The sequence below is a fragment of the Leptospira ainazelensis genome (assembly GCF_016918785.1).
In the GTDB taxonomy this organism is placed as follows: Bacteria; Spirochaetota; Leptospiria; order Leptospirales; family Leptospiraceae; genus Leptospira; species Leptospira ainazelensis.
In genome coordinates, this window is record NZ_JAFFPT010000025.1 from 63,941 (window position 1) to 84,164 (window position 20,224).

A 20,224-nucleotide genomic window follows, 5' to 3' on the forward strand; every position below is an offset into this window, starting at 1 on the left:
TTATCGAGATTTTAAGAATTTTGAATAGAGAATTTTCCATTCGTTTTCAGGGATTCGATTTTCCAGAAAACTCCGAAAACGAATTTCCCCTTGGTCTTGTAAAATCCATTGTCCCCAGGCCGCGAGGAGTTTGTATTTTCTCAGTTCATCCTTTTTTTTCAAAGATTTGTCCAAGTGAATCCTTTTGAATTTCTCCCAAGATTTCGGGAAATCGAGAAACTTTTTAGGAACGATGGAATTGATAGGATATAGGGCTTCACAATAGGATTCTTCGATCCATCTCAAGTCTTCGTTATTCAAATGCGGGGAAAAAAAGTGACAGATCTCATGACGTATCGATGAATTTAGAATATTCCTTTTGTTTAATGTATTTGGGTTTTGGAAATGGAACCGATTCGAGTCCGGAAAAAAACTGGCGGCGACAAACGAAGGTTGTCCGCTCGTTTCGGAGAAAATTTTTGCGGTTTCGGAAATAAAAACGGTAGTTTCGGAGGGCTTTTTGAGATTAAGTCGTTCCGATTCTTTCGATAATTCTAATATAAATTGATCCGCAAATTCCCGAACGATCTTTTCGGTTTTTGTCGACGGGAAAGTTTTTCTATCGTTAAGAAAGTAAAATTCATAACCGTCGATTTTGTAACGGATCGGTTCCGAAAAAATCGGTAAAAAACCGCATATATAAAATAAAAGGTATAAGAATCGTTTCAAAGTTTTTCCAACTTCGCTTTCGGAAAATAGAATTTTAGAATCTCCGAAGACTGCGCGCCTTGAAACGCCATTTCCCTTGCCCCGTATTGGCAAAGTCCGATTCCGTGACCGAATCCTTTTCCTTGGATCAAAAATCCGTTCTGCGAATTTTGAATTGTAAAATCGTTGCTTTTGATTTGATTCCAACCAAATCGTTTTCCGATTTTGGAAAGAAACAAAGAAATCGGAATTGTGGACTTTCCGTTTTCGGTAGTCGCCAAAATTTCAGTCACTCTGGATTCTTTAAGAATCGGTTGTAAATGAATAATTCTTCTCAATTCGAGAGTTTCCTCGAGTTCTGTTCGACGTAGAATACTTTCCCAATTGGAATGAGGGGAGGATTCGCATAGGATTTTATCCTTTTTCCAGATATCCTTTCCGGAACGAAATATCTCCTCTTCGTTAATAAATTTTTTCCACATAACGGAAGGTTGAGAAAGATTTCCGCCGCAGGTGGAATGAAAAAATGCCTCGAGGATCTTACCGTTTACGTCCTTCAATGCGAAAATCTCGGAAGAATTTTTTTGATCTTTCGTAGCCGGTCCCAAGCGACCGGAATACTGAAGACAGTGAGTCAGATCACAAAGGTCGTAACCTTCCGATTTGTGACGGTTTATGTTGGCTAGGGCATAGGAAAGAACCACGGTTTCGGCTACGAGTTTGAATTCCTTTTTCCAATCTGCGGCAGTCCCTTTCGGATAACTTGCGTTAAACAACATCCCGAATTCGGATTCCGTAGCGGTTCGAGTATATTCTTTTTTTGGAATGGATAAAATGAGTCTCAGTTTTCCGCCGACCGACGTGATTTCTAAATCGCCGGAATAATGAAAAAATTCTTTCCGGTCCGGAAACGAAATCTCGTAATTCCCTCCTAAAAAACCGATCAAATCTTCCGAAAATTTTTTAGATTCATAGCGAACGTCGATTTGATTCGACTTCGATTTCAAACTTAGAGTTGATATTTGTTTCGAAACGGTATGTTCTCCGGCAAATACCTTAGCGTTGGAATAGCGGATCTTAATTTCTTTCGGAGAATACTTGGATAGAATTCCGACTCGAATTTTTGAGGGAATCGACTCCGTAAAAATCGGTTCCGTCGAAAGCAAGAACCCGAAAAGAATACAAAAAAACCGGATTCTTGAAGTCATAAAATTATTGAATTCGGATCGCTCTTGGAAAGGTAGGACAGGAAGAAACACACTGACCGCAACCCGTGCAAGCTTTGGAAAAGGAAGGTTTGATTCCTTTAAAATTGACAACACCTTCCACCGGACAACTATCCTTACAATTGGAACAAGTAGCCTCTCCCGTTTTGTGATTGAGACAAAACTCGAAAATTCCTTTTGCTTGACCGAACTTAGGGGCTTCTTTTAACGGGAGAAGAGCCTCGTCTTTGCAGGCTTTGATACAAGGCCAATCCTTACAAAGCATACAAGCGTTTAAATTTAAATCCATCCTTGGGATGTGTTTTTCAGAGGTTTCGTCAAAGACGGGAAACAATACGCTATAAGGACAGGCGTAAATACAATCTCCACAGCCGGTACACTTTTTTAAGAATTCAATTTCGCCTAACGCACCAGGAGGCGCCTGTATGTTTCGAATCTTTTTCTTTCGAGTCGATTTGATATGGTGAGGAAGTTGAAACGAAGTTTCCTTTTTGGAATTCTTCTTTGTCTTTTTCTTGGGTGCGGGTTTGGGGATCGGATCGGACGTGATTTCTTTAAAACCGGACGCAATGTCCGCGGCGCTTTCTTGTGCGAGGTCCAACATTCTTGCCAGACCCTTTTTAAAAAAATCCTTTCGGTTCAATCTTCTCTTACTCGTTCGATTCTTGCGCCGAGCGCTCTGAGACGCGTGTCGATGTTTTCAAATCCGCGATCGATTTGTCCTATGTTGTGAATATAACTCGTTCCTTCGGCGCACAACGCCGCGATGATCATTGCCATTCCGGCGCGAATATCGGGACTTGCTACCTTTTGTCCATAAAGTCGAGAATGTCCGATTACGATGGCCCTGTGCGGGTCGCAGAGGATGATCTGGGCTCCCATCGCAATGATGTTATCCACGAAAAAGAGTCTTGACTCGAACATTTTCTCGTGGATCAAAACGGTTCCTTTACACTGTGTTGCCGTCACGAGTGCAACCGAAGTCATATCCGCGGGAAAACCCGGCCATGGGGAATCGTCTATCTTTGGCGTAGCTCCGTGATAGTCGGGAATGATTTCCATCTTTTGATCTGCGGGAACTAAGATTCCGTTTTCATGGGGACGCACTTCGATTCCAAGACGGGAATAAACCATTCGAATCATACGAATGTCTTCGAGCTCCACGTCGCGGATCATAAGTTCTCCGCCGGTCACAGCGGCTAAACTGATAAAGGAGCCGACTTCCAAATAATCCGAACCAATTTTGTGATCTTTTTGAGGAGCTTTTAAAGAAGCAACACCTTCGATCGTAAGAATGTTCGAACCGATTCCTGTTATCTTTGCTCCCGCGGAATTTAGAAATTCACAGAGTCTTTGTACGTGAGGTTCGCTCGCGGCGTGTCTCAGAATTGTTGTTCCTTCCGCAAAAACCGCCGCCATCACCGCATTCTCCGTTCCCGTTACGGAAGCTTCATCCATGAGGATATCCGTCCCCCGAAGCCGATCCGCTTTGATTTCGTATCCGTCCGGAAAAACTTCGATACTTGCGCCTAACGCCTGTAACGCGAGGAGATGAGTGTCGAGTCTTCTTCTACCGATCTTATCTCCTCCGGGTTTGGGAAGAAAGACACGGCCGGTCATCGCGAGAATCGGACCGGCTAACGTAACCGCGCCTCGGATCCGAGAACAGAGTTCTTCCGGAAGTTGGTTTTTTAGATTTCCGTCGTGTTTGAATAAAAAGGTGCCGGGTTCTTCTTCCGTGATTTCCATTCCAAGATGACGGAGCACTTCCATGAGCATAAGAACGTCGGAGATCATGGGGATATTGGTGATTCGGAGAGTCCCAGGAACCATACAAACCGCTCCCAATAAGGGGAGAGCCTCATTTTTATTTCCCTGTGGAACCACAGTTCCATGAAGAGGGGTCTTTCCAATGATCTTAAAATACGAAGAACTCATAATGATAAACTGTAGAATCCGGTCTTTCTGGCAATCGAATTGTAACCTCTTGTTATTTTTGAATCACCAATGAAATAGATTGAGACTTAGGATGAATTCGTTTGAAACGACTGCATTCTATATTTTCAGATCGGCAATTCTCGATGAATTCTGTTGACTTCCCGTTCTAAAAAGGAGATGAACGTTTTATCCATGGATAATTTACACCATCGTTTTCAGCAATTTCAGAAGACAGTCTGGTTCAACCTTTTCTGTTATTTCTGGACAGGTCTTTTTTCATTCTTAGCATTTGCTCCCGTTTCTTTGAGTCATTTTGTTTGGATTGCTCCCTTTGGCCTCTTCTGGTTGAGTCTCAAATATCAAGGAAAGTATAAAAAGTTATTTTATCAGGGATTGATCATCGGCGTAATTTTTTATGCGATTTCGTTTCACTGGATCGTACACATGGCCATCACGTTTGGGAACTTTCCTTACGTGGTCGCAGTGCTCATTCTTTTGTTCGCGGGACTTTTGTTTAGTTTAAAGTTTCCGCTTTTTATGATGAGTTTTTCCTTTCTTTCCGGAAAGATCGGCCGTCATTCCGTATGGGTGGCGGGATTTTGCGGGCTTCTTTCCGAATTGGTCGGTCCTCAATTATTTCCTTGGTATTGGGGAAATCTCGCCGCGGGGAATATTCTCCTCGCTCAAAACGTGGAGATCACGGGCGTTTACGGGCTGAGCTTTCTCGTCTTTGTGGTTTCTTATACGCTCTTTCAATCCAATCCCTGGCATTGGAAAGAAATTCTTAACTCGAAAGAGAAAAGAAATCAGTATTTCCGTTTTGTCGCGTTACCCGCGCTTCTACTTCTGAGTTTCGTAATTTCAGGCGGGGTCTTGTATAAAAAATGGGAAAACGTAAAACCTTCTAAATCCTTAAAGGTGCTCGTGATTCAACCGGACGCACCTCTCAGTTTTCGCGACGGAAGAGAAGTGAAAGAATCCATCGAAGCGCTTATGGCTCGAATCGAAAAACTCACCGACGAAGGTGTTGCAAGAATGGGGAGTAAACCGGATCTGATCGTCCTTCCGGAAGCGGGTGTGCCGTTTTTTTCTGCACACAATACTCCAGTTACGACGGTTGCCAGAAGATTGTATTGGCATCGTTTTGATTCTTTGATGTTTCTTCTTGCGAACAAATACAAGGCCAACGTATTTTTTAACGAAATCGACGCGGGTTACAAAGGAACACCGGGTGCGAGAAATCTAAGATATTACAATAACAACGTTCTCTATGATCCGAACGGCGATAGAAGAGATTCTTATCAGAAAAAATTTCTTTTGATGTTCGGGGAATATATGCCGTTCGATTTTCTCTACGACCTGAGTCAACAGACGGGAAGGTTCGAGCCGGGATTGAATCATAATTTGATTCGCTACTACACTCCGGCTGAAAAGGAAAAATCTCCGAAGGGTCTTCATCTGGGATGGTTGGATACGGAGAATCTAAATCACGAGGCCGTACGTTCGTATTATGAGTCGGCAAAGACGGAAGTGCAAGAAGCGGGAAAATTTCTTCCTTTGATTTGTTATGAAGTCATCCTTCCTGAGTTTGTGAGAGAATTTAGAACCGCAGGAAATCCGGAGTTTATTGTTAATCTAACCAATGACAAATGGTATGGAACCACGACCGAAAGCGATCAACATATGGAACTTGGAAGACTTCGTTCGATCGAGTTACGGAGATGGATGGTGAGATCCACCAATTCCGGTATTTCGGCGAACATAGACCATCTCGGTCGATTGGTCGGCGGTAAAAAAACCGGTCTGATGACCGCGGAATCGATTTCGGAAACGATCGACGTAATCGATTCTCCGCCTACGTTTTATACTCAGTATGGAAATTTGATTCCTTGGTTGATGCTCTTTTTGAGCGGAATTTACTATCTGAATCTTTTGATCGGAATTCGGAAAGCGAAGAAGTTATAAACGACTCGTTCGAAAATTCTTCTTAATTTTTTATACTTATGAAAAGGGCCTGATGAAACAGAGACTTAAAAAGAAGAATAAAAATCCTACGTAGATCAGTCTCTGTTTTATCATAGTTCAATTCTTCGATTCCAATCGTTTGATTCGAGGTTTTCTGGGCGATTTGATCATCGTGATGGTTCTTTATAGTTTTTTTAAATCCATCGCTGACATCGATTCCGTAAAACTATCGATTTTTATAATTCTAATTTCATTTGTTTTGGAAACGCTTCAATATTTTAAGATCGTTCGGCTTTTAGGATTTCAGGAAAATTATCTCACCAAAATCATTTTCGGATCCGTCTTTGATCCGCTGGATTTATTCGCATATCTGATCGGTGTGTTTTTAATTTTTTTCATCGATACGCGGATTCTTCTCAAATTCTTAAAACAACAAACTCCGACCCGCGTCACGGATTGATCAGATAATAGGATAAGATCCCGTGAAAGGTTTCACCGGATCCCGGCGAAAGTTCCTTACCCGGACAAGATAGGTTCAAATCCGCTAAGGAGTAGATCTGATAGGGTTTCGCAAAAAACAAGCGGATAAAAAACCGGAGAACCGAAGAAATATTGGAAAGCACATTGATACTTCCCACGGATTCCCTTCTGACGATTTCGGCGGAACAACCTTCTTCAAAATAAATCTTCTCGCGCTTCGGAAGATCATATCCCGAAAAGGGTTCTTTCTCCGTTTCGAGAACCTCGAACTTAGTGATCTTACCCGAAAGAATATTTTTTCCATGGGGATCCAAAAGGGCCACGGTTCTAAAATAACCACCCGGAAAAGAATCGTTTCCTAAAAAACCGCCCGTATAAAAACGAAAGCCTTTTGTATTGATCGAACGGAGCAGTTCCCATCTTCGACTGTATTTATAAACTTCATAGTTTGTAAGGAGATGTTCTAAGCCGCCGGTTCCGGAGAGTTCCTTTTTTTTTCCGTCTTGGATCAAATATCCCCAAGCGGATTGAAAGGAATAAGCGATGTCGGCTTGGACAAAACGGTTCTGATCTTTTACCGGATATTTGCCTCCGGAAAGGGAAACTCCGTGTTTGAGACCGGACTTAAAGGATAAGTATAATTTAATGTTTTCCGTTTCCTGCTGAATTTCGATTCCTTCGGAATTCAAAACCATCCGACTATCTTCGATTCGAAGATCGAACTTCCCCTTTTCAGCAGTGAGTTCTTTTCCGGAAAATTCTTTCGTGATAAATTGAGTTTCTTCTCCGAGAGTATGGATAACCAAACTGATTCCGCAATTTTTTGTTCCCGGTCCGAGATTGCTTACCAAAAAGGTGGCGTAGATAAAGGTTTTGTCGTCGGTAAAAGAATAATTCCAAGCTTCAAAATAGCCTTCTTGTGCATAAGGTTGAAAAGAATAGTCTTTGAGACTTGCCTTCTTGAGAAGAATATGTTCCTCCGCTTTCGGAGAATCGATCCAAAAAACGCAGCTTGCAAAAAGTAAAATTGCAACGGACTTACGAAGAGACAGAATTCTTAAATTTATTTTTCCCAGGTTAGGTTGTTCCGGCATGCGGAAGATCCTTAAACCCGGGAAAAAAATGATCAAGCAGAAACTTATTTACTGAAGGATTTCGTTTCTTCCTCTTCCGCAAAAACACAATCCTTTTCGAAAAGATCGGAAATACAGACGATGTCAAAAACAGGATGTATTTTGGTTCCTTCGTTTAAAAAACGATCTCTTTCTTCTTGAATCCCGTCGATGTGAATCCAGGATTCATATTTTTCATTCGCCTTTATATAGATGAGAAAGTCGTGTTCTCCCAATCGTTTTAAGAATGCTTCGAAATTCTTAAAACCGTCCTTTTCCAATTGAATCCTCAGTTTTTGAGAATTGCTGAGTTTGGAGTAGGGGGCCTTTGCAACGTAGAATTGATTTAAGACCGAGACGATGTTTACAAACTCGTCTTTTCGACTGATCAACTTCTTCCATTCTCCCTGATCTAAATCGACTGTTTCTTTCATTTTTTTTACCTCTTCGAAAGAAGCGGTTCCGCAAACTTTCAGAACGGAGTTTCCAATCCGATTTTTTTTTAAAACCGCGTAAAAAAGTGAAAAGAGGATTCAAAAAGAGAATAGAATGGAATCTCCCGGGAAGTTTTGGTTAACGGCTTTGGGAACGTGAGCTTTTAATAAATCTTGCTAAAAAAGGGAAAATCAAAATAGTATCATTCAGACCTATGGAATCAGATCTACTGGGAATATTTTGGACAGAAAAAATCAAGCTGACTCAATATATTATTCAGACCACGAAACATTACAGTTCCAACCAGCTTGATTTTTCAGTGACTCCGAGGGAGTCCATCCGTTCCTTCCTTCAGGCCATGGTAGCGGGGGACTTTTTTTTGAGAGTCTCACTTCCGATTTCCATCGGTATCAGTTCGATTTTTCCCATCTCAAGACAATCCGAAGAAGACATCGAAAAGGACTTGGTGCGTTTTCGGGATCAGTTCGGATCTCCGGCGCTTCCGATTCATCTCAAGGACGTTATCACTCAGAGCGCGGAAGAACTTTTTTTTGAAGACTGCAATCCCGAACTAAAACCTCTTTTTTTACGCTGGAAAAGAATTTTGGTTCGTCTGGAAAAAACCATACAAGGTTTAAGCAGCAAAGATAGTCTTAAGTATCGTTACATTTCCGTAATCGGAATCGTCTCCCTTCCCGTCGCGATCAATTACTTTGAAATGCAGAACCTTGCTTGGCTCAGAAATGGGATCATGAAAATCACTGAAAATTCAAAATTTCCTTCTCAGTAGAACTTTGAAACAAAATCATATTCTACATCGTATCATCGCAAAATTTTAAAGGAGAATTCAATGGCAAAGATCAAGGTAAAAACCCCGCTCGTAGAACTGGACGGGGATGAGATGACTCGGATCATCTGGAAAGAAATCAAGGATAGATTCATTCATCCTTATCTCGATATCGAACTGGACTATTATGATTTAGGCGTGGAATACCGGGACAAGACGGAAGACAAAGTGACCGTGGATTCCGCTCACGCGATTCAAAAATACGGAGTCGGCGTAAAATGTGCTACCATCACTCCGAACCAAGACCGAGTCAAAGAATACAATCTCAAACAAGAATGGAAATCACCGAACGGAACGATTCGTTCTATTTTGGATGGAACCGTTTTCCGCAAGCCGATCATCGTAAATAACATTCCTCCTGCCGTCCGCTCTTGGAAAAAACCGATCACCGTCGGTCGTCACGCGTTCGGAGATCTTTATAAGGATACCGAACTCTACATTCCGGAGGCCGGAAAAGTAGAATTGGTTTATACTGGAAAAGACGGAAAAGAAAAACAAAGAGCCGTGATCCACGACTTCGACGGAGCCGGCGTCATCATGGGTCAGTTTAACTTAGATAAATCGATCGTAAGTTTTGCTCAGGCTTGTTTTAACTACGCTATCTCCGAAAAGATCGACCTTTGGTTTGCGACAAAAGATACCATTTCTAAAAAGTATCACGCAAGATTTCGCGCTATCTTCGACGAACTTGCAAAAGCAAAAGAGGGAGATCTTAAAAAAGCCGGTATCGAATATTCTTATTATCTCATCGACGATGCGGTTGCACAGATCATGAAAAACGAAGGTGGAATGCTCTGGGCGCTGATGAATTACGACGGAGACGTGATGAGCGATATGGTCGCATCCGGATTCGGATCTTTGGGTCTTATGACTTCCGTATTGGTTTCTCCGGACGGAAAATTCGAATACGAGGCGGCGCACGGAACGGTGACAAGACACTATCGTAAATACCAACAAGGGGAAACCACTTCCACGAATTCCGTTGCGTCTATCTTCGCATGGACCGGAGCTCTTATTAAAAGAGGGGAATTGGACGGAACTCCGGACGTAGTAGCTTTCGGACAGAAGTTGGAAAAAGCTGTGATCGATACGATTCAAGGAGGAGAAATGACAAAAGATCTTACTCTTCTTTGCACCGATCCAAATGCAAAATCTTTGGATACCTTTCAGTTTATGGAAGCGATCCAGAAAAAACTTTAATTTGATTTGAATTCGAGTTCCCGACCGAAACCCGGTCGGGGATTCTTATCAATACCATGAAACTTGAAAATGTTCTCCGAAAATCGAATGAATTTCGAAGAATCTTTCGGTTTCTAGTTTTGATTTTCCTTTTCTTTTCTTTCGAAATTCTTCCCCAAAAAAATCCCAAAGAACCAACCTTACCTTCTGAGCCGACGATCAACGGAGAATCGCGTAATCCAAGAGGAGAAACCGGAAAACAGACCGGTAGCGGAGTCGATGAGAAAGGCGAAAAAAAAATCAAAGTGATTTTTTGCGACGGTCGAGAAGTGGAAGGTTTTTGGAAAAATATACCGATCGAATTCAAGTTTAAACACAAAAAAAGCAATATCACTTATTCCAAAGCGCTCAAGCTGGAAGAAGTTTCAAAGATCAAAATTGTTACCTGGAAGCTAAAGGCTTCCAATCGGAGAAAAGAAGGAACTCCGTATCGAGCCGAACCGTATCAGATTCAAATGTTTTCCTTTTCGGGAGAATCGTTTTTGAAAGAACCGCTGGAAACCGGAGAGATACAACAGATTTCGTTTAACAATCAATTCGGAGAGGCCACTTTGTTTCTTTATTGGAACGATCTTCAATACGAAAATGGACAATGGTTTTCCGGTTTAAAATCTTTTTCGGGAGAATTTAGATCGGACTGTCATCCGGACGTGGTCCGCGAGATCCAGTTTTCCGCTGTGAATTAGATTTTTTGAATATATTCTAATATGTTTCTTTCTGAATAGGGTTTGTGGAGAATTCGAACGTTCTCCGGAAGTTTTGAAATGCTGATTCCTTCATTCTCTTCCAACCCCGTGATGACCGCGATCGGAACCGAATCAAAACGATTTTGTTTTCTTATCGCTTCGACAAATTCTTCCCCCGAAAAATCGGGCATGATCCAATCCGTAAAGATATGTGAAATTTCAGAATTGTCGGACAAAAGATACTCAAGAGCTTTTTTTCCTTCCGTAAAAGCCTGAACTTGAAAGCCGTTCTTTTTTAACATCTTTCCGAGTAAAAGAAGATTGAGTTCGGAGTCGTCCACGATGACGATCTTTTTATTATTGTTGGAAGCTACCTGATTTATATCTTCTTTACCGTAGGCCAATTCTATGATTTCTTCAATCACAGCCTTGAATTCTTCGATACCGGAAGGTTTTGGATAAATCCCGTCGAAACCGAATTCTTTTGCTTTGTTTCGATTGGAATCGATGTCGCCGGAAGTAATGAGATAAATTTTAGAATTTTTACAGGCGCTTGATTTTTTATCTCTAAGATTTGTTCGTATGATTTTGCAAACCGTAAAACCGTCCGCATCCGGAAGAACCATTCCGATCGTGATCAGATCGAAAGATTCCTGAAATGCAAGGTCCAACCCCTCTTTTGCAGTCGCCGCCTCGACGATTTGAAAATCCTCGGAAGGGAAAAAAGAAGAAATGATTCTTCTGACGGTGGCTCCGGAATCTAAAACCAAAACTTTCAAATACGATTCTCGCTTGAATTGATTTCAGCAATTCCGGATTCGTAAATTTGAATATAACGAATCAATTCTTCTTGGATTTGTTCGAAGTTCTCCAAAAATTCTCCGCTCGGTTTTGTCCAAGAAAGCGAGTTCGAAGAATTTGTATCTAAGCTGAGATAAAAGATCGGTGAGACGTTTTGGGACGATTTTATCCCGGAAGGAATCAGAGTAAACGAACCGAATATGGAGAATATGGCTTTGTATTGTTTTCCACGATACGCCGTTTCGTAGGCGCGAGGCCACTCCTGAGAATCCGATTTCGATTCTAAGGGAAAGGACTCGTTCAAAAAGGAAATAAGCTCTTCCGTTTTTTTTATCTTATTTTCGAATGAACCGGTTTCGCTCATGATTCTAATTCTTTGGCCTTGTCCCAGAGCCGATCCATTTCCTGTAGGTCGGATTCGGCAGGCGTCTTTCCTTGACTTTGAAGAGATTCTTCGATGTATTGAAATCTTGTTTTGAATTTTGCGTTGGTTCTTGTGAGAGCGGATTCCGCTGAGATTCCAAGATGTCTTCCTAAGTTTACAAGACTGAATAGGAGATCTCCAAATTCTTCTTCCATACGAACCTGATTGGAACCATCAGCTTTGATCTTACCATACTCAACTAAAAATTCTTCCATTTCCTCTCTGACCTTTCCTTCCACATCTGAAAGATCCTTCCAATCAAATCCAACCTTCGCTGCCTTCTTTTGATACTTCTCTGCTTTTAAGAGAGAGGAGAAATTTTCCGGTATGTTAGAAAAAATAGACGAGTAAGTTGATTGCTTCTTTTCTTTATCTTTGATTTTTTCCCAATTTTCAATCACTTCCAGGGAAGAAGAAAGTGTGAGCTCTTCCGGACGAAAGACATGAGGATGTCTGAAAATCAACTTATCCGCAACACGTTCCGCAACGTCCGCTAAATCAAAGGCATTTCTTTCTTCCGCGAGTCTTGCGTGGAAAACCACCTGAAATAAGAGATCACCCAATTCTTCTTTTAACAGTTCGTCGTTTTTTTTGAGAATGGCTTCGATTACTTCCTGCGATTCCTCTATCAAATAAGGAACCAAGGTCTGGTGGTCTTGTTCCTTATCCCAAGGGCATCCGTTTTCGCCTCGTAATGTGGCAGTTACGTCCCTAAGTTTGCTGATTTCTTCGTTAAGCGATCTGGTTGGCATGATATCCCTCTAAAATGAAGACGACGAATGGTCCCATTTTTTTCGAAGGAGCACAAATCGCACGTCTTTTCGGGAGGTTTTGGTTCGGGATTGGATTGACGGGAACCGCAAAAAACGAGTATAGTAATAAAAAATACTTTCTAGGCGCTCTATGATACGTTCAAAAAGTCTCATTGTCCTCTCACTCATCCTGGTCGCGGTTGTTAGTCGTTACTTTCCGCACCCGGCTAATTTTACGCCGATTCTCGCGATTTCTCTTTTTGCGGGAGCTCATTTTGCTTCCAAAAAACTTTCTCTGATTCTTCCTATCGTAGCACTTTTGATCAGCGATCTGATCATCGGATTTCACGATTTGATGCCGATCGTTTACGGAATGTCTTTGTTACTCGTAGTGATGGGCTGGCAGCTGAGAGTTTCCTCTTCCGTCGGAAGAATTGCTCTTTTCTCCGGAATCGGATCCGTAGCTTTTTTTGCGGTAACAAACTTTTTTGTTTGGCTGACTTCGGGAATGTACACCTTGGATCTAAGCGGGTTTGCCCAGTGTTACATTATGGCAATTCCGTTCTTTCCAAACGGTTTGTTGGGAGATCTTTTTTATAACACGGTTCTCTTTGGTGCATTCGCACTCGTTGAGAAAGCCGGTTGGTTGAAACTTTCTCCCGTTCCTGTGAAGTAAATTCGGATTCTTCTTAGAATTTGAATCCAGTGCAGTTCGGAGTTCCGACCTCGATCTGCACTGAAAGGCCTTTCCTTTTTTCAACTCAGAATCTCTATATTCTTTTTTACAAGATCAGAGAAACTCCCAAATAAAATCCATAATAAGAATCTACGACCTCTTTTTCCAGAGCCGGTCTGGTCGACGTCAAATCCACCGGTTTGGTGATCGTATTCAAAGCGGTAGCGCTGATTGCATCGGGAATCAAAAGAGAGGCGTTGTAGTTGTAGCCCGAAACGGAGGATCTCATCTCGGTGTATTGAAAACCGAGTGTAAACTTTAACCAACTCGTTCTAGAAAAAGAAAGTCCCGTGTCCAATTGGTAACCCGTTCTTTTTACAAGATTTTCCCCCGCTGAACCCGCAGTTTCCATAACCAGAAAATTCTGAACTCCGTTATAGTTTGTAGTTCCATTGGTCTGAAGACGATATTTGCCCAATGTTTTAAAATAGTCCGCGCTCGCATGAAATTGAAAATAGGAATTCAGTTTTTTTACGATTCGAAATCCGATCTGCGGTCCAAGGCCTCCCGCTTTTTCTTCCATGTTTCCAAAACCCAAACCTCCAGGGAGGTTTCCGTATTCTTTTGAGTAAGTGTCCAAATTTCGAATTCCTAAAGAGGGACCGATTCTGGTTCCGGATCCGGTTTCAAAAAAATAGAGAAGATTGAGTTGGATATCCGTTCTTCTCAATTGTGGTCCGTAAATGCTATAAGACTGATTTAAGTTTCCGGTTGTCGGATTGATATTGATGGATGAATAAGAAGGATTGATTCTCAAATCTAAAAAAGTCGCTTCCACTCCGAACTTTTTGGATTCGGTTAAGAATAGAAAACGGATGGGGTAAGCGGTTTTCGTATTTCCTTGAGGGCTCGAGTAGAAACTTCCGGTATTGTTGACGAGATGGGCGTCAAAACCGCCGACTGCGGCGGCGGAATTGATGCTCTGATAGGCGCCGGAAGTATAAAGATAAGAATTGGTTTCGTTTGTGGAAACGTTTTGTCTTCTCGCTAAGGACTCCGGAACCCAAGTCGCCTGATTAAAAAGAACGGCGATTTCGAACGTGGCTCCCTTGGGAGCTTTGTTGAGCTCTTGTTCGTGAAGAGTGTTTCTGAGCTCGGCGGCTTCCGTTCTTTTTCTTTGGATTTCAAAAATGAGCCTCTGTCTTGTCACAGGATCCTGAACTCTTCCGGCTTTTGCTTCGAGTTCATCCGCTTCCCTTTCCAATTGATCCGGGGTCGTTTGAAGAGTTTTGCCTTGGGCAAACATTTCCGACGAAAGGGAGACGATCAGAATGAATAAAATGAGAGTTACTAAGCTTTGAGTTTGGTTCTTCATATAATTTTTAGAGTGTGAATTAGATAAGACGAGAGAATTCGAAATTCAAACGTTTTTTTCCTAAAAGATGAAAAAGAAAAACATTAGAGGATCCTCTCGTCAGAAAAAAAGAAATAGAATCACCTTAGAAACAGATCGATTCAATTTTAGGTTTCTGAACCCACTCTCTGCGATCATAACCTAACCCACAAGTCGATTGAATCGGTAGAGGAATCTGTCGGAACTCCGACAATCCTCTGTAAAAATCGCGCGCCCCGCCCGATTTTCGGGTGGCGGGGCGGGTGGCGGAAGACTCCGGAAACTTTGCTATATCACAAAATTCTAATTTTGCAAGAAAAAAAATCCCCCGTAGGAGCTCCTAAAAAAACCTTCTTTGTAAGACAATTCTCGTGGCGGTTCCTTCCAACTTGTGGGTAAGGTTATGCACTGCGATCCGGAGTGGCGCCCCAATCCTTCAACCGCTGATACGATTCGAAATCTGAATCCCCTTGTTTGAAAAGCTCGGAACTCCTTGCCCGGTTCGGGATTTAGATATTTTCGAATTTTATCTCTGGATGCCCGGAATTTGAAACTTCATAAAATCAAAGAAATTGCCGATGCCGTGTAAGGAAGCTTGAAGTTCCAATGTCCTTCGATTGAAGTTTGTATAGATGCGGTTTCTTTTACCGAGAACGGAAATAAAAATAAAAAAAGGAATTCCAATTCTTAAAAGTCTTATGGAATAGAACTAAAAAGAGAGAGTATGAATTTTACCAAGTCAGCAGTTTGTGTTTTTTGCGGTTCCCGAAACGGGAACAATCCTATTTATACAAAAGTCGCACAAGACTTAGGAGTCTTGCTTGTAAGGAAAAATCTCGATCTCGTCTACGGAGGAGCCTCTTGCGGACTCATGGGAACGATCGCGGATGCAGTGATGGACAGTGGCGGATCGGTTTCCGGAATTATTCCCGACTTTTTAACGTTAAAGGAAATCAAACACGATCGAGTGAAAGATATTATGATCGTTTCCTCCATGCATGAAAGAAAGTTTAGAATGTATGAGAAGTCCGCAGGTTTTATCGCGCTCCCCGGAGGAATCGGAACTTTGGACGAGCTCGTGGAAATCACAACCTGGAATCAACTCAAACTCATCAGAAAACCTCTGGGTTTATTGAATACGGAAGGTTATTTCGATTACCTTCTCAAACAACTGGATCGAATGGTGAACGACGGTTTTATGGATTCGACTACAAAAGAAGCTTTGATCGTTTCGGACGATCCTTCCGAACTTTTGGATTTATTGATAAAGAAGTTTTGAAATTTACAATTTTTGAAAAATAGGAGCTGACCCTAAAACCTCAGAATGTAGGAACTCCAATCGAAATGAGGCGGCAAAAGTCTTTTAGGAAGGTCATAAACCGTGAGAAAGGGACGTAATCTGTGGGAACTCCATCTTTTTTATTACGAACTTGTATGAATCTTGTAGGTGGTTTCTTTTAAGGTTTTGGACGAACAATCATTAGAAGGCATGACTTTCGTTTTTCTAAATTTCCGAGTTAGGAAGAATGAATTCATTTTGAAATCCGATTTGGACCGGATTTTAAGCTCGTTTTCAAAAAGTATTTCCGTTCGTTTTTTCGAAACGACCTCTTTGCATTCTTAGAAGAATCGGATTTTTTCCCGAGAGAAAACCTAATCTTTTTCGGGTTCAGGTTCCAAGATTTGAATCAGCTCTTGGTTCTCCGATTCTTTGGCAAGATCCAAAGCCGACTTTCCATCCAAATTTTTTAAGAATGGAGAAGCGTTTTCGCGGAACAGATATTTGATGATTCCGATCTGTTCTTGAATCACCGCGATATGAAGCGGAGTATTTCCATCTAGATCGATCGAGTTCGGGGAAATTTCAAGGCCGAGAATCGTTTTACAAAGATCTTCGTCTCCGGTCTTTGCGGCCTCAAAAAGTTTTTCAACAAGAATCCTTTTAAGAATTTTTGCGGCGTGATGATATTTTTGTCTTTCCGCTTCTTCCAAGCCGGTTTTTCCGGAGGTATTTACTTTCAAAGGATCCGCTCCGATAGTTAGAAGTCTTTCGAGACATTCTACGCTATCGTGCGAGGCCGCGAGCAAAAGCGCCGTGTTCCCATCCGCATCGCGATTTTCTAATATAGATTTACTTTCTTCCTTTTCCAAAAATAAATCCAAAATTTCGAAATCGTTGTGAAGGGCAGTTAGGTGAAGAACGGTTCTTCCTTCCGAATTCTTCTTTAAAAAATCCGCGTTTTGATCCAAGAGATATTCTACAATGGAAAGATGTCCGAGATCAACGGCGAGCAGAAGCGGAGTATATCCTTCTCCGTTTCTTTCCTCAGGATCGGGACTAGGCTCTTCGTTTGCATAAACCAATTCCACAATTTCTACGTTTCCAGTGCTGACTGCCTTTGTAAGAGGCGTGTTTCCGGCAAAATCTTTCTTACCACAATCTGCACCTGCTTCTAAAAACGTTTTTATCAAGTCTTCGTTGCCAAGATCCAAAGAAGTGAGCAAAGGTGTTTCCCCTCTGGAGTTTGACTCGTCCGGATCGGCGCCAGCCTCCAAAAGAAGTTCGATCGCTTCCAAGTCCAAATTCTTAACCGCCCAAGAAAGAACTCCGGAGCCGTAGTTGTCCCTATAGTCTTTCAACCAATCGATAAGTATTTGCTCCCCTTCCATTTCCGAAAGAAGCCTTTTGATTTCTTCGTTCTTCCCGGTTTTGACTGCGGAAAAAAGGTCGATCAGAGATTCAGAAAAATCAGTCAGAAAACATTCTCCAAAAGAGTATAGAATAGAAATAACGTAGGAATGGAAAACAAGAGTCCAATTCCCGGAAAAGCCGCCGAAAGAGCCGGCCTATACCCCATCTGCAGGGCAACAATCGACGCCGTTATCATTGGCGCCATTCCCGCTTCCAGAACGGCAATCCTTATATGTTTCGGATCTACTTTCAGAAAGAAATAGCAAAGGAATATTAAAATCGGCGCAAAAAGCAATTTATAAATCAGGCCTGTTATGAGTGCGGTTCCGAAGGACGATTCCGATTCCATTTCTTGGGAATTTGAATCCGGAAACCGTAGCTGAAACCCGACCGTAAATAAGGCAATTGGAACCAATGTTTCTCCCAAAGTTTTAAACACGGAATGGATCTCTTCCGGGATTGTGAAAAGTCTTAGGAAAAACGAAAAAAGTAAAGCAAGAAACGGAGGGAAAGTGAAGAGCTTCTTTAAAATCGACTTGAAGAGTCCTTGATCGTTTTTCTTTTCGTTTTCGGGAAGATATCTTACCGCAAGAATGAATCCCGGTATTGAGAGACAAAGAAAGGTCCCGAATTGATCCGCGATCAAAACCGCACTCGTGACTTCTTCTCCGTAGAACATCCTTAGGATGGGAAGTCCGACAAAGGAAGTGTTTCCGAGTCCACAACAGAGAGTAACGGCGATTCTGGTTTGCAAAGTCCAATGGAAGAATTTGCCCGCGAAATAAAAGAAAACTACGGAAATTCCAAATACTAACCAAGGCATCAAGGCCAAATAAACAAAAGAAAATTCTAAAAACATGGATGGAACGTTCGCTAAGACGAGGGCGGGAAGCGAAACATAGATTATAAAACTTCCTAAAACCTGTGCTGAGTTTTCAGGAAGAATTTTTCCTCGTCTGAGTAGCCAACCTGCAAAAAGACAAACTGGAATTAGAATTAAATGCTCCATCCGTTGGACACAGTGTGGATCGGAAAGGATTGAGCAAGAGTTTTAGAAATAGCCCGCTGCCGGAATTGAACCGGCGACCTTTTCATTACGAGGGAAATGCTCTACCCCTGAGCTAAGCGGGCGGAAAGATTCCATTCGGGAAGAGAAAAATCTTCACTACAATCTCCCGAACAGCAGGGTTCGATGTTCGTTTTACAAAGACTGCACTGACCGTGTCCGTGGACATAGACTACTTCGGAGAGTAGACGACAGACGGGACATACTTTCTTAAGATCCATCTTTTCTCGATTTCTTGAATTCTTTTACCATCATTGCGGTGATGCTGTCAAGATGTTTCACTTGGTCTTTGAGTTCCGGTTTTTCATGACGGGAGGAAAAAGAATAACAGGAATTCTTAACGCCTCTGTCTTTCATCCACCAGTGGCGTCCGATTTCCCTTCTTTCTCGAGCCGGAAGTTCCCCTTCATACATTTTGTATTCGTCGAATTGCGCCGGAAAGTTTCTTTCCTTTAAATAAAAAGCGTATGCGGAATGGAAATTCATCGCGGCGTTCTGTATCAATTCGTTGATATGAAGACAACCCAAAGTTTTATCGGCTGGAAAACGATTCATGAGTTTGGAATAAGACATTTCTTCGCCGACGAGATAATCGTAATTTCGAATCGCAACGGGACATGTCTCGTACGGAACCCTTTTTTCTTCGACTCCGGATTTTTTGATTTTCATCGTAGTCAAATCCACTTCGAGATAGAGAGTCATATCGTGATACGGATCATACTGATTTACTTCTATCACGCAGAAAGGAGGCGATTCTTCCGGAAACCAATAGTAACGACTTTCATAGTTTCTCTGAAAATCCGTGTTTCTAAAACGAATTCTATCCTTGATTTCCTGTAACATGTTCATCCAAACCTAACCCTATTTAAAAAAACTTTTTAAAAATATATTCTTCTAATTCTTATAAGTTCATCTTTTTAAAACACTCGATTTCCTAAAGAATTTTTTAGACTTATTTTCAATTGCTTTTTTTCTCTTTTCTGTTATCTTCAGTCCGGCTTAGATATGACATCCTTCTTTTTAGAAAAATCATTTATGGTGACTGGAGCCAGTTCCGGAATCGGAAAGGCGATCGTCTTGGAACTCAACAAAAAAGGCGCGATCGTCGGCGCACTCGCTAGAAGAAAAGAGCTTTTAAAGGAATTAAAAAACGAAGCCGCTTATCCGGATAAAATTCTTCCTCTTCCCGGCGACGTATCGGATTCTTCTCAACTCAAAAAAACTACTGAAGATTTTAGAAAGAAAGTCCGGCGGATCGACGGAATCATTCATAGCGCAGGTATCAGTATGCGGGCCCTTGCAAGAGAAACTGAAATTAAAGTTTATGAAAGTCTAATGGACGTAAACTTTTATCCGCTTGTTCATCTTTTTAAACTTTGTGAAGCCGAACTCAGGCAAAATCAGGGCCATTTTGTTGCGGTCTCGTCGCTTCAAGGAAGATTTGCCACTCAGTATCGTTCCGGTTACGCCGCGAGCAAACACGCGGTGCAGGCGTTTATGGACAGTATTCGACTGGAAACTTTCGAGAGTGGAATGCACGTTATGACTGTTTCTCCCGGTTATGTGAAAACCGATATTTCCGTAAAGGCGTTGGCTTCGGACGGATCCGCCTATGGAATTATGGATGAAGGAATTAGGAAAGGACTTCCCACGGAAGTTGTGGCCAATCGAATTTTGAAAGCGATCGAGTCTCGAAAAAGAGATTGTTATCCTTCGCAACTTCGAGAGTTATTTGCCTTTTGGGTGAGTAGATTCTCGCCTTCCTTGTTGGATAAACTTTTGAGAAGGGCGAGAGTGACTTAATT

At 41.9% G+C, this 20,224-nt stretch carries 22 protein-coding genes and 1 tRNA gene; 8 read left to right on the forward strand and 15 right to left on the reverse strand.

Annotated elements, in window-relative coordinates:
* From JWG44_RS06475 to murA, 4 genes are read right to left on the reverse strand one after another with little or no spacing between them, the layout of a single operon-like run.
* Positions 1-708, reverse strand: coding sequence for a hypothetical protein (locus tag JWG44_RS06475; protein ID WP_205274147.1), 708 nt, complete (start codon positions 706-708; stop codon positions 1-3).
* Positions 705-1,895 (reverse strand): SpoIID/LytB domain-containing protein, encoded by a 1,191-nt coding sequence (locus tag JWG44_RS06480; RefSeq protein WP_205274148.1) that lies wholly within the window; start codon positions 1,893-1,895, stop codon positions 705-707. Before JWG44_RS06480 ends, JWG44_RS06475 begins: the two co-directional genes overlap by 4 nt.
* A gap of 4 nt (positions 1,896-1,899) precedes the next feature.
* A complete protein-coding gene (locus JWG44_RS06485; RefSeq protein WP_205274149.1) occupies positions 1,900-2,556 on the reverse strand; it encodes a 4Fe-4S dicluster domain-containing protein in 657 nt (218 codons plus the stop codon).
* A complete protein-coding gene (murA, locus tag JWG44_RS06490; RefSeq protein WP_205274150.1) occupies positions 2,553-3,851 on the reverse strand; it encodes a UDP-N-acetylglucosamine 1-carboxyvinyltransferase in 1,299 nt (432 codons plus the stop codon). The genes JWG44_RS06485 and murA overlap by 4 nt, the downstream gene beginning before the upstream one ends.
* 192 nt (positions 3,852-4,043) lie before the next feature.
* Here murA and JWG44_RS06495 point away from each other — a divergent pair, with 192 nt between their 5' ends.
* Positions 4,044-5,816, forward strand: a complete 1,773-nt coding sequence (locus tag JWG44_RS06495; protein WP_205274151.1) for an apolipoprotein N-acyltransferase — start codon at positions 4,044-4,046, stop codon at positions 5,814-5,816.
* A gap of 139 nt (positions 5,817-5,955) precedes the next feature.
* Entirely contained in the window at positions 5,956-6,276 is a 321-nt protein-coding gene (locus JWG44_RS06500; protein ID WP_232371517.1) for a DUF2809 domain-containing protein, read from the forward strand.
* Here the strand turns inward: JWG44_RS06500 and JWG44_RS06505 are convergent.
* The gene (locus JWG44_RS06505; protein WP_232371518.1) at positions 6,266-7,390 is read right to left on the reverse strand and encodes a hypothetical protein; all 1,125 of its coding nucleotides are present in this window, start codon (positions 7,388-7,390) and stop codon (positions 6,266-6,268) included. The genes JWG44_RS06500 and JWG44_RS06505 overlap by 11 nt on opposite strands.
* A gap of 44 nt (positions 7,391-7,434) precedes the next feature.
* Positions 7,435-7,842, reverse strand: coding sequence for an LIC_13246 family protein (locus JWG44_RS06510; protein WP_205274152.1), 408 nt, complete (start codon positions 7,840-7,842; stop codon positions 7,435-7,437).
* Between the two features lie 215 nt (positions 7,843-8,057).
* On the opposite strand from JWG44_RS06510, the gene JWG44_RS06515 reads away from it, so the two are divergent.
* The 3 genes from JWG44_RS06515 to JWG44_RS06525 are packed head-to-tail and all read left to right on the forward strand — an operon-like array spanning position 8,058 to position 10,615.
* Entirely contained in the window at positions 8,058-8,633 is a 576-nt protein-coding gene (locus JWG44_RS06515; RefSeq protein WP_205274153.1) for a hypothetical protein, read from the forward strand.
* A gap of 60 nt (positions 8,634-8,693) precedes the next feature.
* Entirely contained in the window at positions 8,694-9,890 is a 1,197-nt protein-coding gene (locus JWG44_RS06520; protein WP_205274154.1) for an NADP-dependent isocitrate dehydrogenase, read from the forward strand.
* 56 nt (positions 9,891-9,946) lie between these two features.
* The gene (locus tag JWG44_RS06525; protein WP_232371519.1) at positions 9,947-10,615 is read left to right on the forward strand and encodes a hypothetical protein; all 669 of its coding nucleotides are present in this window, start codon (positions 9,947-9,949) and stop codon (positions 10,613-10,615) included.
* Here the strand turns inward: JWG44_RS06525 and JWG44_RS06530 are convergent.
* The 3 genes from JWG44_RS06530 to mazG are packed head-to-tail and all read right to left on the reverse strand — an operon-like array spanning position 10,612 to position 12,592.
* Entirely contained in the window at positions 10,612-11,394 is a 783-nt protein-coding gene (locus JWG44_RS06530; protein WP_205274155.1) for a response regulator, read from the reverse strand. The genes JWG44_RS06525 and JWG44_RS06530 overlap by 4 nt on opposite strands.
* Positions 11,391-11,780, reverse strand: coding sequence for an LIC_13241 domain-containing protein (locus JWG44_RS06535; RefSeq protein ID WP_205274156.1), 390 nt, complete (start codon positions 11,778-11,780; stop codon positions 11,391-11,393). The genes JWG44_RS06530 and JWG44_RS06535 overlap by 4 nt, the downstream gene beginning before the upstream one ends.
* A complete protein-coding gene (gene mazG, locus JWG44_RS06540; protein WP_205274157.1) occupies positions 11,777-12,592 on the reverse strand; it encodes a nucleoside triphosphate pyrophosphohydrolase in 816 nt (271 codons plus the stop codon). The genes JWG44_RS06535 and mazG overlap by 4 nt, the downstream gene beginning before the upstream one ends.
* A 151-nt stretch (positions 12,593-12,743) precedes the next feature.
* Between mazG and JWG44_RS06545 the strand changes: the two genes are divergently transcribed.
* Positions 12,744-13,268 carry a DUF6580 family putative transport protein gene (locus tag JWG44_RS06545; RefSeq protein WP_205274158.1) on the forward strand — a complete coding sequence of 175 codons (525 nt, stop codon included), beginning with the start codon at positions 12,744-12,746 and terminating at the stop codon, positions 13,266-13,268.
* 106 nt (positions 13,269-13,374) lie between these two features.
* On the opposite strand, the gene JWG44_RS06550 is transcribed toward JWG44_RS06545, so the two are convergent.
* Positions 13,375-14,643 (reverse strand): LA_2444/LA_4059 family outer membrane protein, encoded by a 1,269-nt coding sequence (locus JWG44_RS06550; RefSeq protein ID WP_205274159.1) that lies wholly within the window; start codon positions 14,641-14,643, stop codon positions 13,375-13,377.
* A gap of 742 nt (positions 14,644-15,385) precedes the next feature.
* Here JWG44_RS06550 and JWG44_RS06555 point away from each other — a divergent pair.
* Positions 15,386-15,940, forward strand: a complete 555-nt coding sequence (locus JWG44_RS06555) for an LOG family protein (protein WP_205274160.1) — start codon at positions 15,386-15,388, stop codon at positions 15,938-15,940.
* Positions 15,941-16,314: 374 nt separating this feature from the next.
* Here JWG44_RS06555 and JWG44_RS06560 read toward each other — a convergent pair whose 3' ends face one another.
* The 5 genes from JWG44_RS06560 to JWG44_RS06580 all read right to left on the reverse strand — a co-directional run bounded on the left by JWG44_RS06560 (position 16,315) and on the right by JWG44_RS06580 (position 19,268).
* Entirely contained in the window at positions 16,315-17,331 is a 1,017-nt protein-coding gene (locus tag JWG44_RS06560; RefSeq protein ID WP_232371520.1) for an ankyrin repeat domain-containing protein, read from the reverse strand.
* 83 nt (positions 17,332-17,414) lie between these two features.
* On the reverse strand, positions 17,415-18,362 hold the full coding sequence (locus JWG44_RS06565; protein ID WP_205274161.1) for an AEC family transporter: 948 nt from the start codon (positions 18,360-18,362) through the stop codon (positions 17,415-17,417).
* Positions 18,363-18,412: 50 nt separating this feature from the next.
* Positions 18,413-18,484: transfer RNA gene (locus JWG44_RS06570), tRNA-Thr, on the reverse strand.
* Positions 18,464-18,640 (reverse strand): hypothetical protein, encoded by a 177-nt coding sequence (locus JWG44_RS06575; RefSeq protein ID WP_205274162.1) that lies wholly within the window; start codon positions 18,638-18,640, stop codon positions 18,464-18,466. The genes JWG44_RS06570 and JWG44_RS06575 overlap by 21 nt, the downstream gene beginning before the upstream one ends.
* Entirely contained in the window at positions 18,630-19,268 is a 639-nt protein-coding gene (locus JWG44_RS06580) for a DUF2889 domain-containing protein (protein WP_205274163.1), read from the reverse strand. The genes JWG44_RS06575 and JWG44_RS06580 overlap by 11 nt, the downstream gene beginning before the upstream one ends.
* Positions 19,269-19,424: 156 nt before the next feature.
* On the opposite strand from JWG44_RS06580, the gene JWG44_RS06585 reads away from it, so the two are divergent.
* Positions 19,425-20,222 carry an SDR family NAD(P)-dependent oxidoreductase gene (locus JWG44_RS06585; protein ID WP_205274164.1) on the forward strand — a complete coding sequence of 266 codons (798 nt, stop codon included), beginning with the start codon at positions 19,425-19,427 and terminating at the stop codon, positions 20,220-20,222.
* Positions 20,223-20,224: the final 2 nt, after the last annotated feature.

Coding starts and splice junctions, on each gene's coding strand:
- JWG44_RS06480 (WP_205274148.1), bottom strand. CDS start 1,895: ATGACTTCAAGAATCCGGTTTTTTTGTATTCTTTTCGGGTTCTTGCTT.
- murA (WP_205274150.1), bottom strand. CDS start 3,851: ATGAGTTCTTCGTATTTTAAGATCATTGGAAAGACCCCTCTTCATGGA.
- JWG44_RS06495 (WP_205274151.1), top strand. CDS start 4,044: ATGGATAATTTACACCATCGTTTTCAGCAATTTCAGAAGACAGTCTGG.
- JWG44_RS06505 (WP_232371518.1), bottom strand. CDS start 7,390: ATGCCGGAACAACCTAACCTGGGAAAAATAAATTTAAGAATTCTGTCT.
- JWG44_RS06510 (WP_205274152.1), bottom strand. CDS start 7,842: ATGAAAGAAACAGTCGATTTAGATCAGGGAGAATGGAAGAAGTTGATC.
- JWG44_RS06515 (WP_205274153.1), top strand. CDS start 8,058: ATGGAATCAGATCTACTGGGAATATTTTGGACAGAAAAAATCAAGCTG.
- JWG44_RS06520 (WP_205274154.1), top strand. CDS start 8,694: ATGGCAAAGATCAAGGTAAAAACCCCGCTCGTAGAACTGGACGGGGAT.
- JWG44_RS06525 (WP_232371519.1), top strand. CDS start 9,947: ATGAAACTTGAAAATGTTCTCCGAAAATCGAATGAATTTCGAAGAATC.
- JWG44_RS06535 (WP_205274156.1), bottom strand. CDS start 11,780: ATGAGCGAAACCGGTTCATTCGAAAATAAGATAAAAAAAACGGAAGAG.
- mazG (WP_205274157.1), bottom strand. CDS start 12,592: ATGCCAACCAGATCGCTTAACGAAGAAATCAGCAAACTTAGGGACGTA.
- JWG44_RS06545 (WP_205274158.1), top strand. CDS start 12,744: ATGATACGTTCAAAAAGTCTCATTGTCCTCTCACTCATCCTGGTCGCG.
- JWG44_RS06550 (WP_205274159.1), bottom strand. CDS start 14,643: ATGAAGAACCAAACTCAAAGCTTAGTAACTCTCATTTTATTCATTCTG.
- JWG44_RS06555 (WP_205274160.1), top strand. CDS start 15,386: ATGAATTTTACCAAGTCAGCAGTTTGTGTTTTTTGCGGTTCCCGAAAC.
- JWG44_RS06560 (WP_232371520.1), bottom strand. CDS start 17,331: ATGGAAGGGGAGCAAATACTTATCGATTGGTTGAAAGACTATAGGGAC.
- JWG44_RS06565 (WP_205274161.1), bottom strand. CDS start 18,362: ATGGAGCATTTAATTCTAATTCCAGTTTGTCTTTTTGCAGGTTGGCTA.
- JWG44_RS06575 (WP_205274162.1), bottom strand. CDS start 18,640: ATGGATCTTAAGAAAGTATGTCCCGTCTGTCGTCTACTCTCCGAAGTA.
- JWG44_RS06580 (WP_205274163.1), bottom strand. CDS start 19,268: ATGAACATGTTACAGGAAATCAAGGATAGAATTCGTTTTAGAAACACG.
- JWG44_RS06585 (WP_205274164.1), top strand. CDS start 19,425: ATGACATCCTTCTTTTTAGAAAAATCATTTATGGTGACTGGAGCCAGT.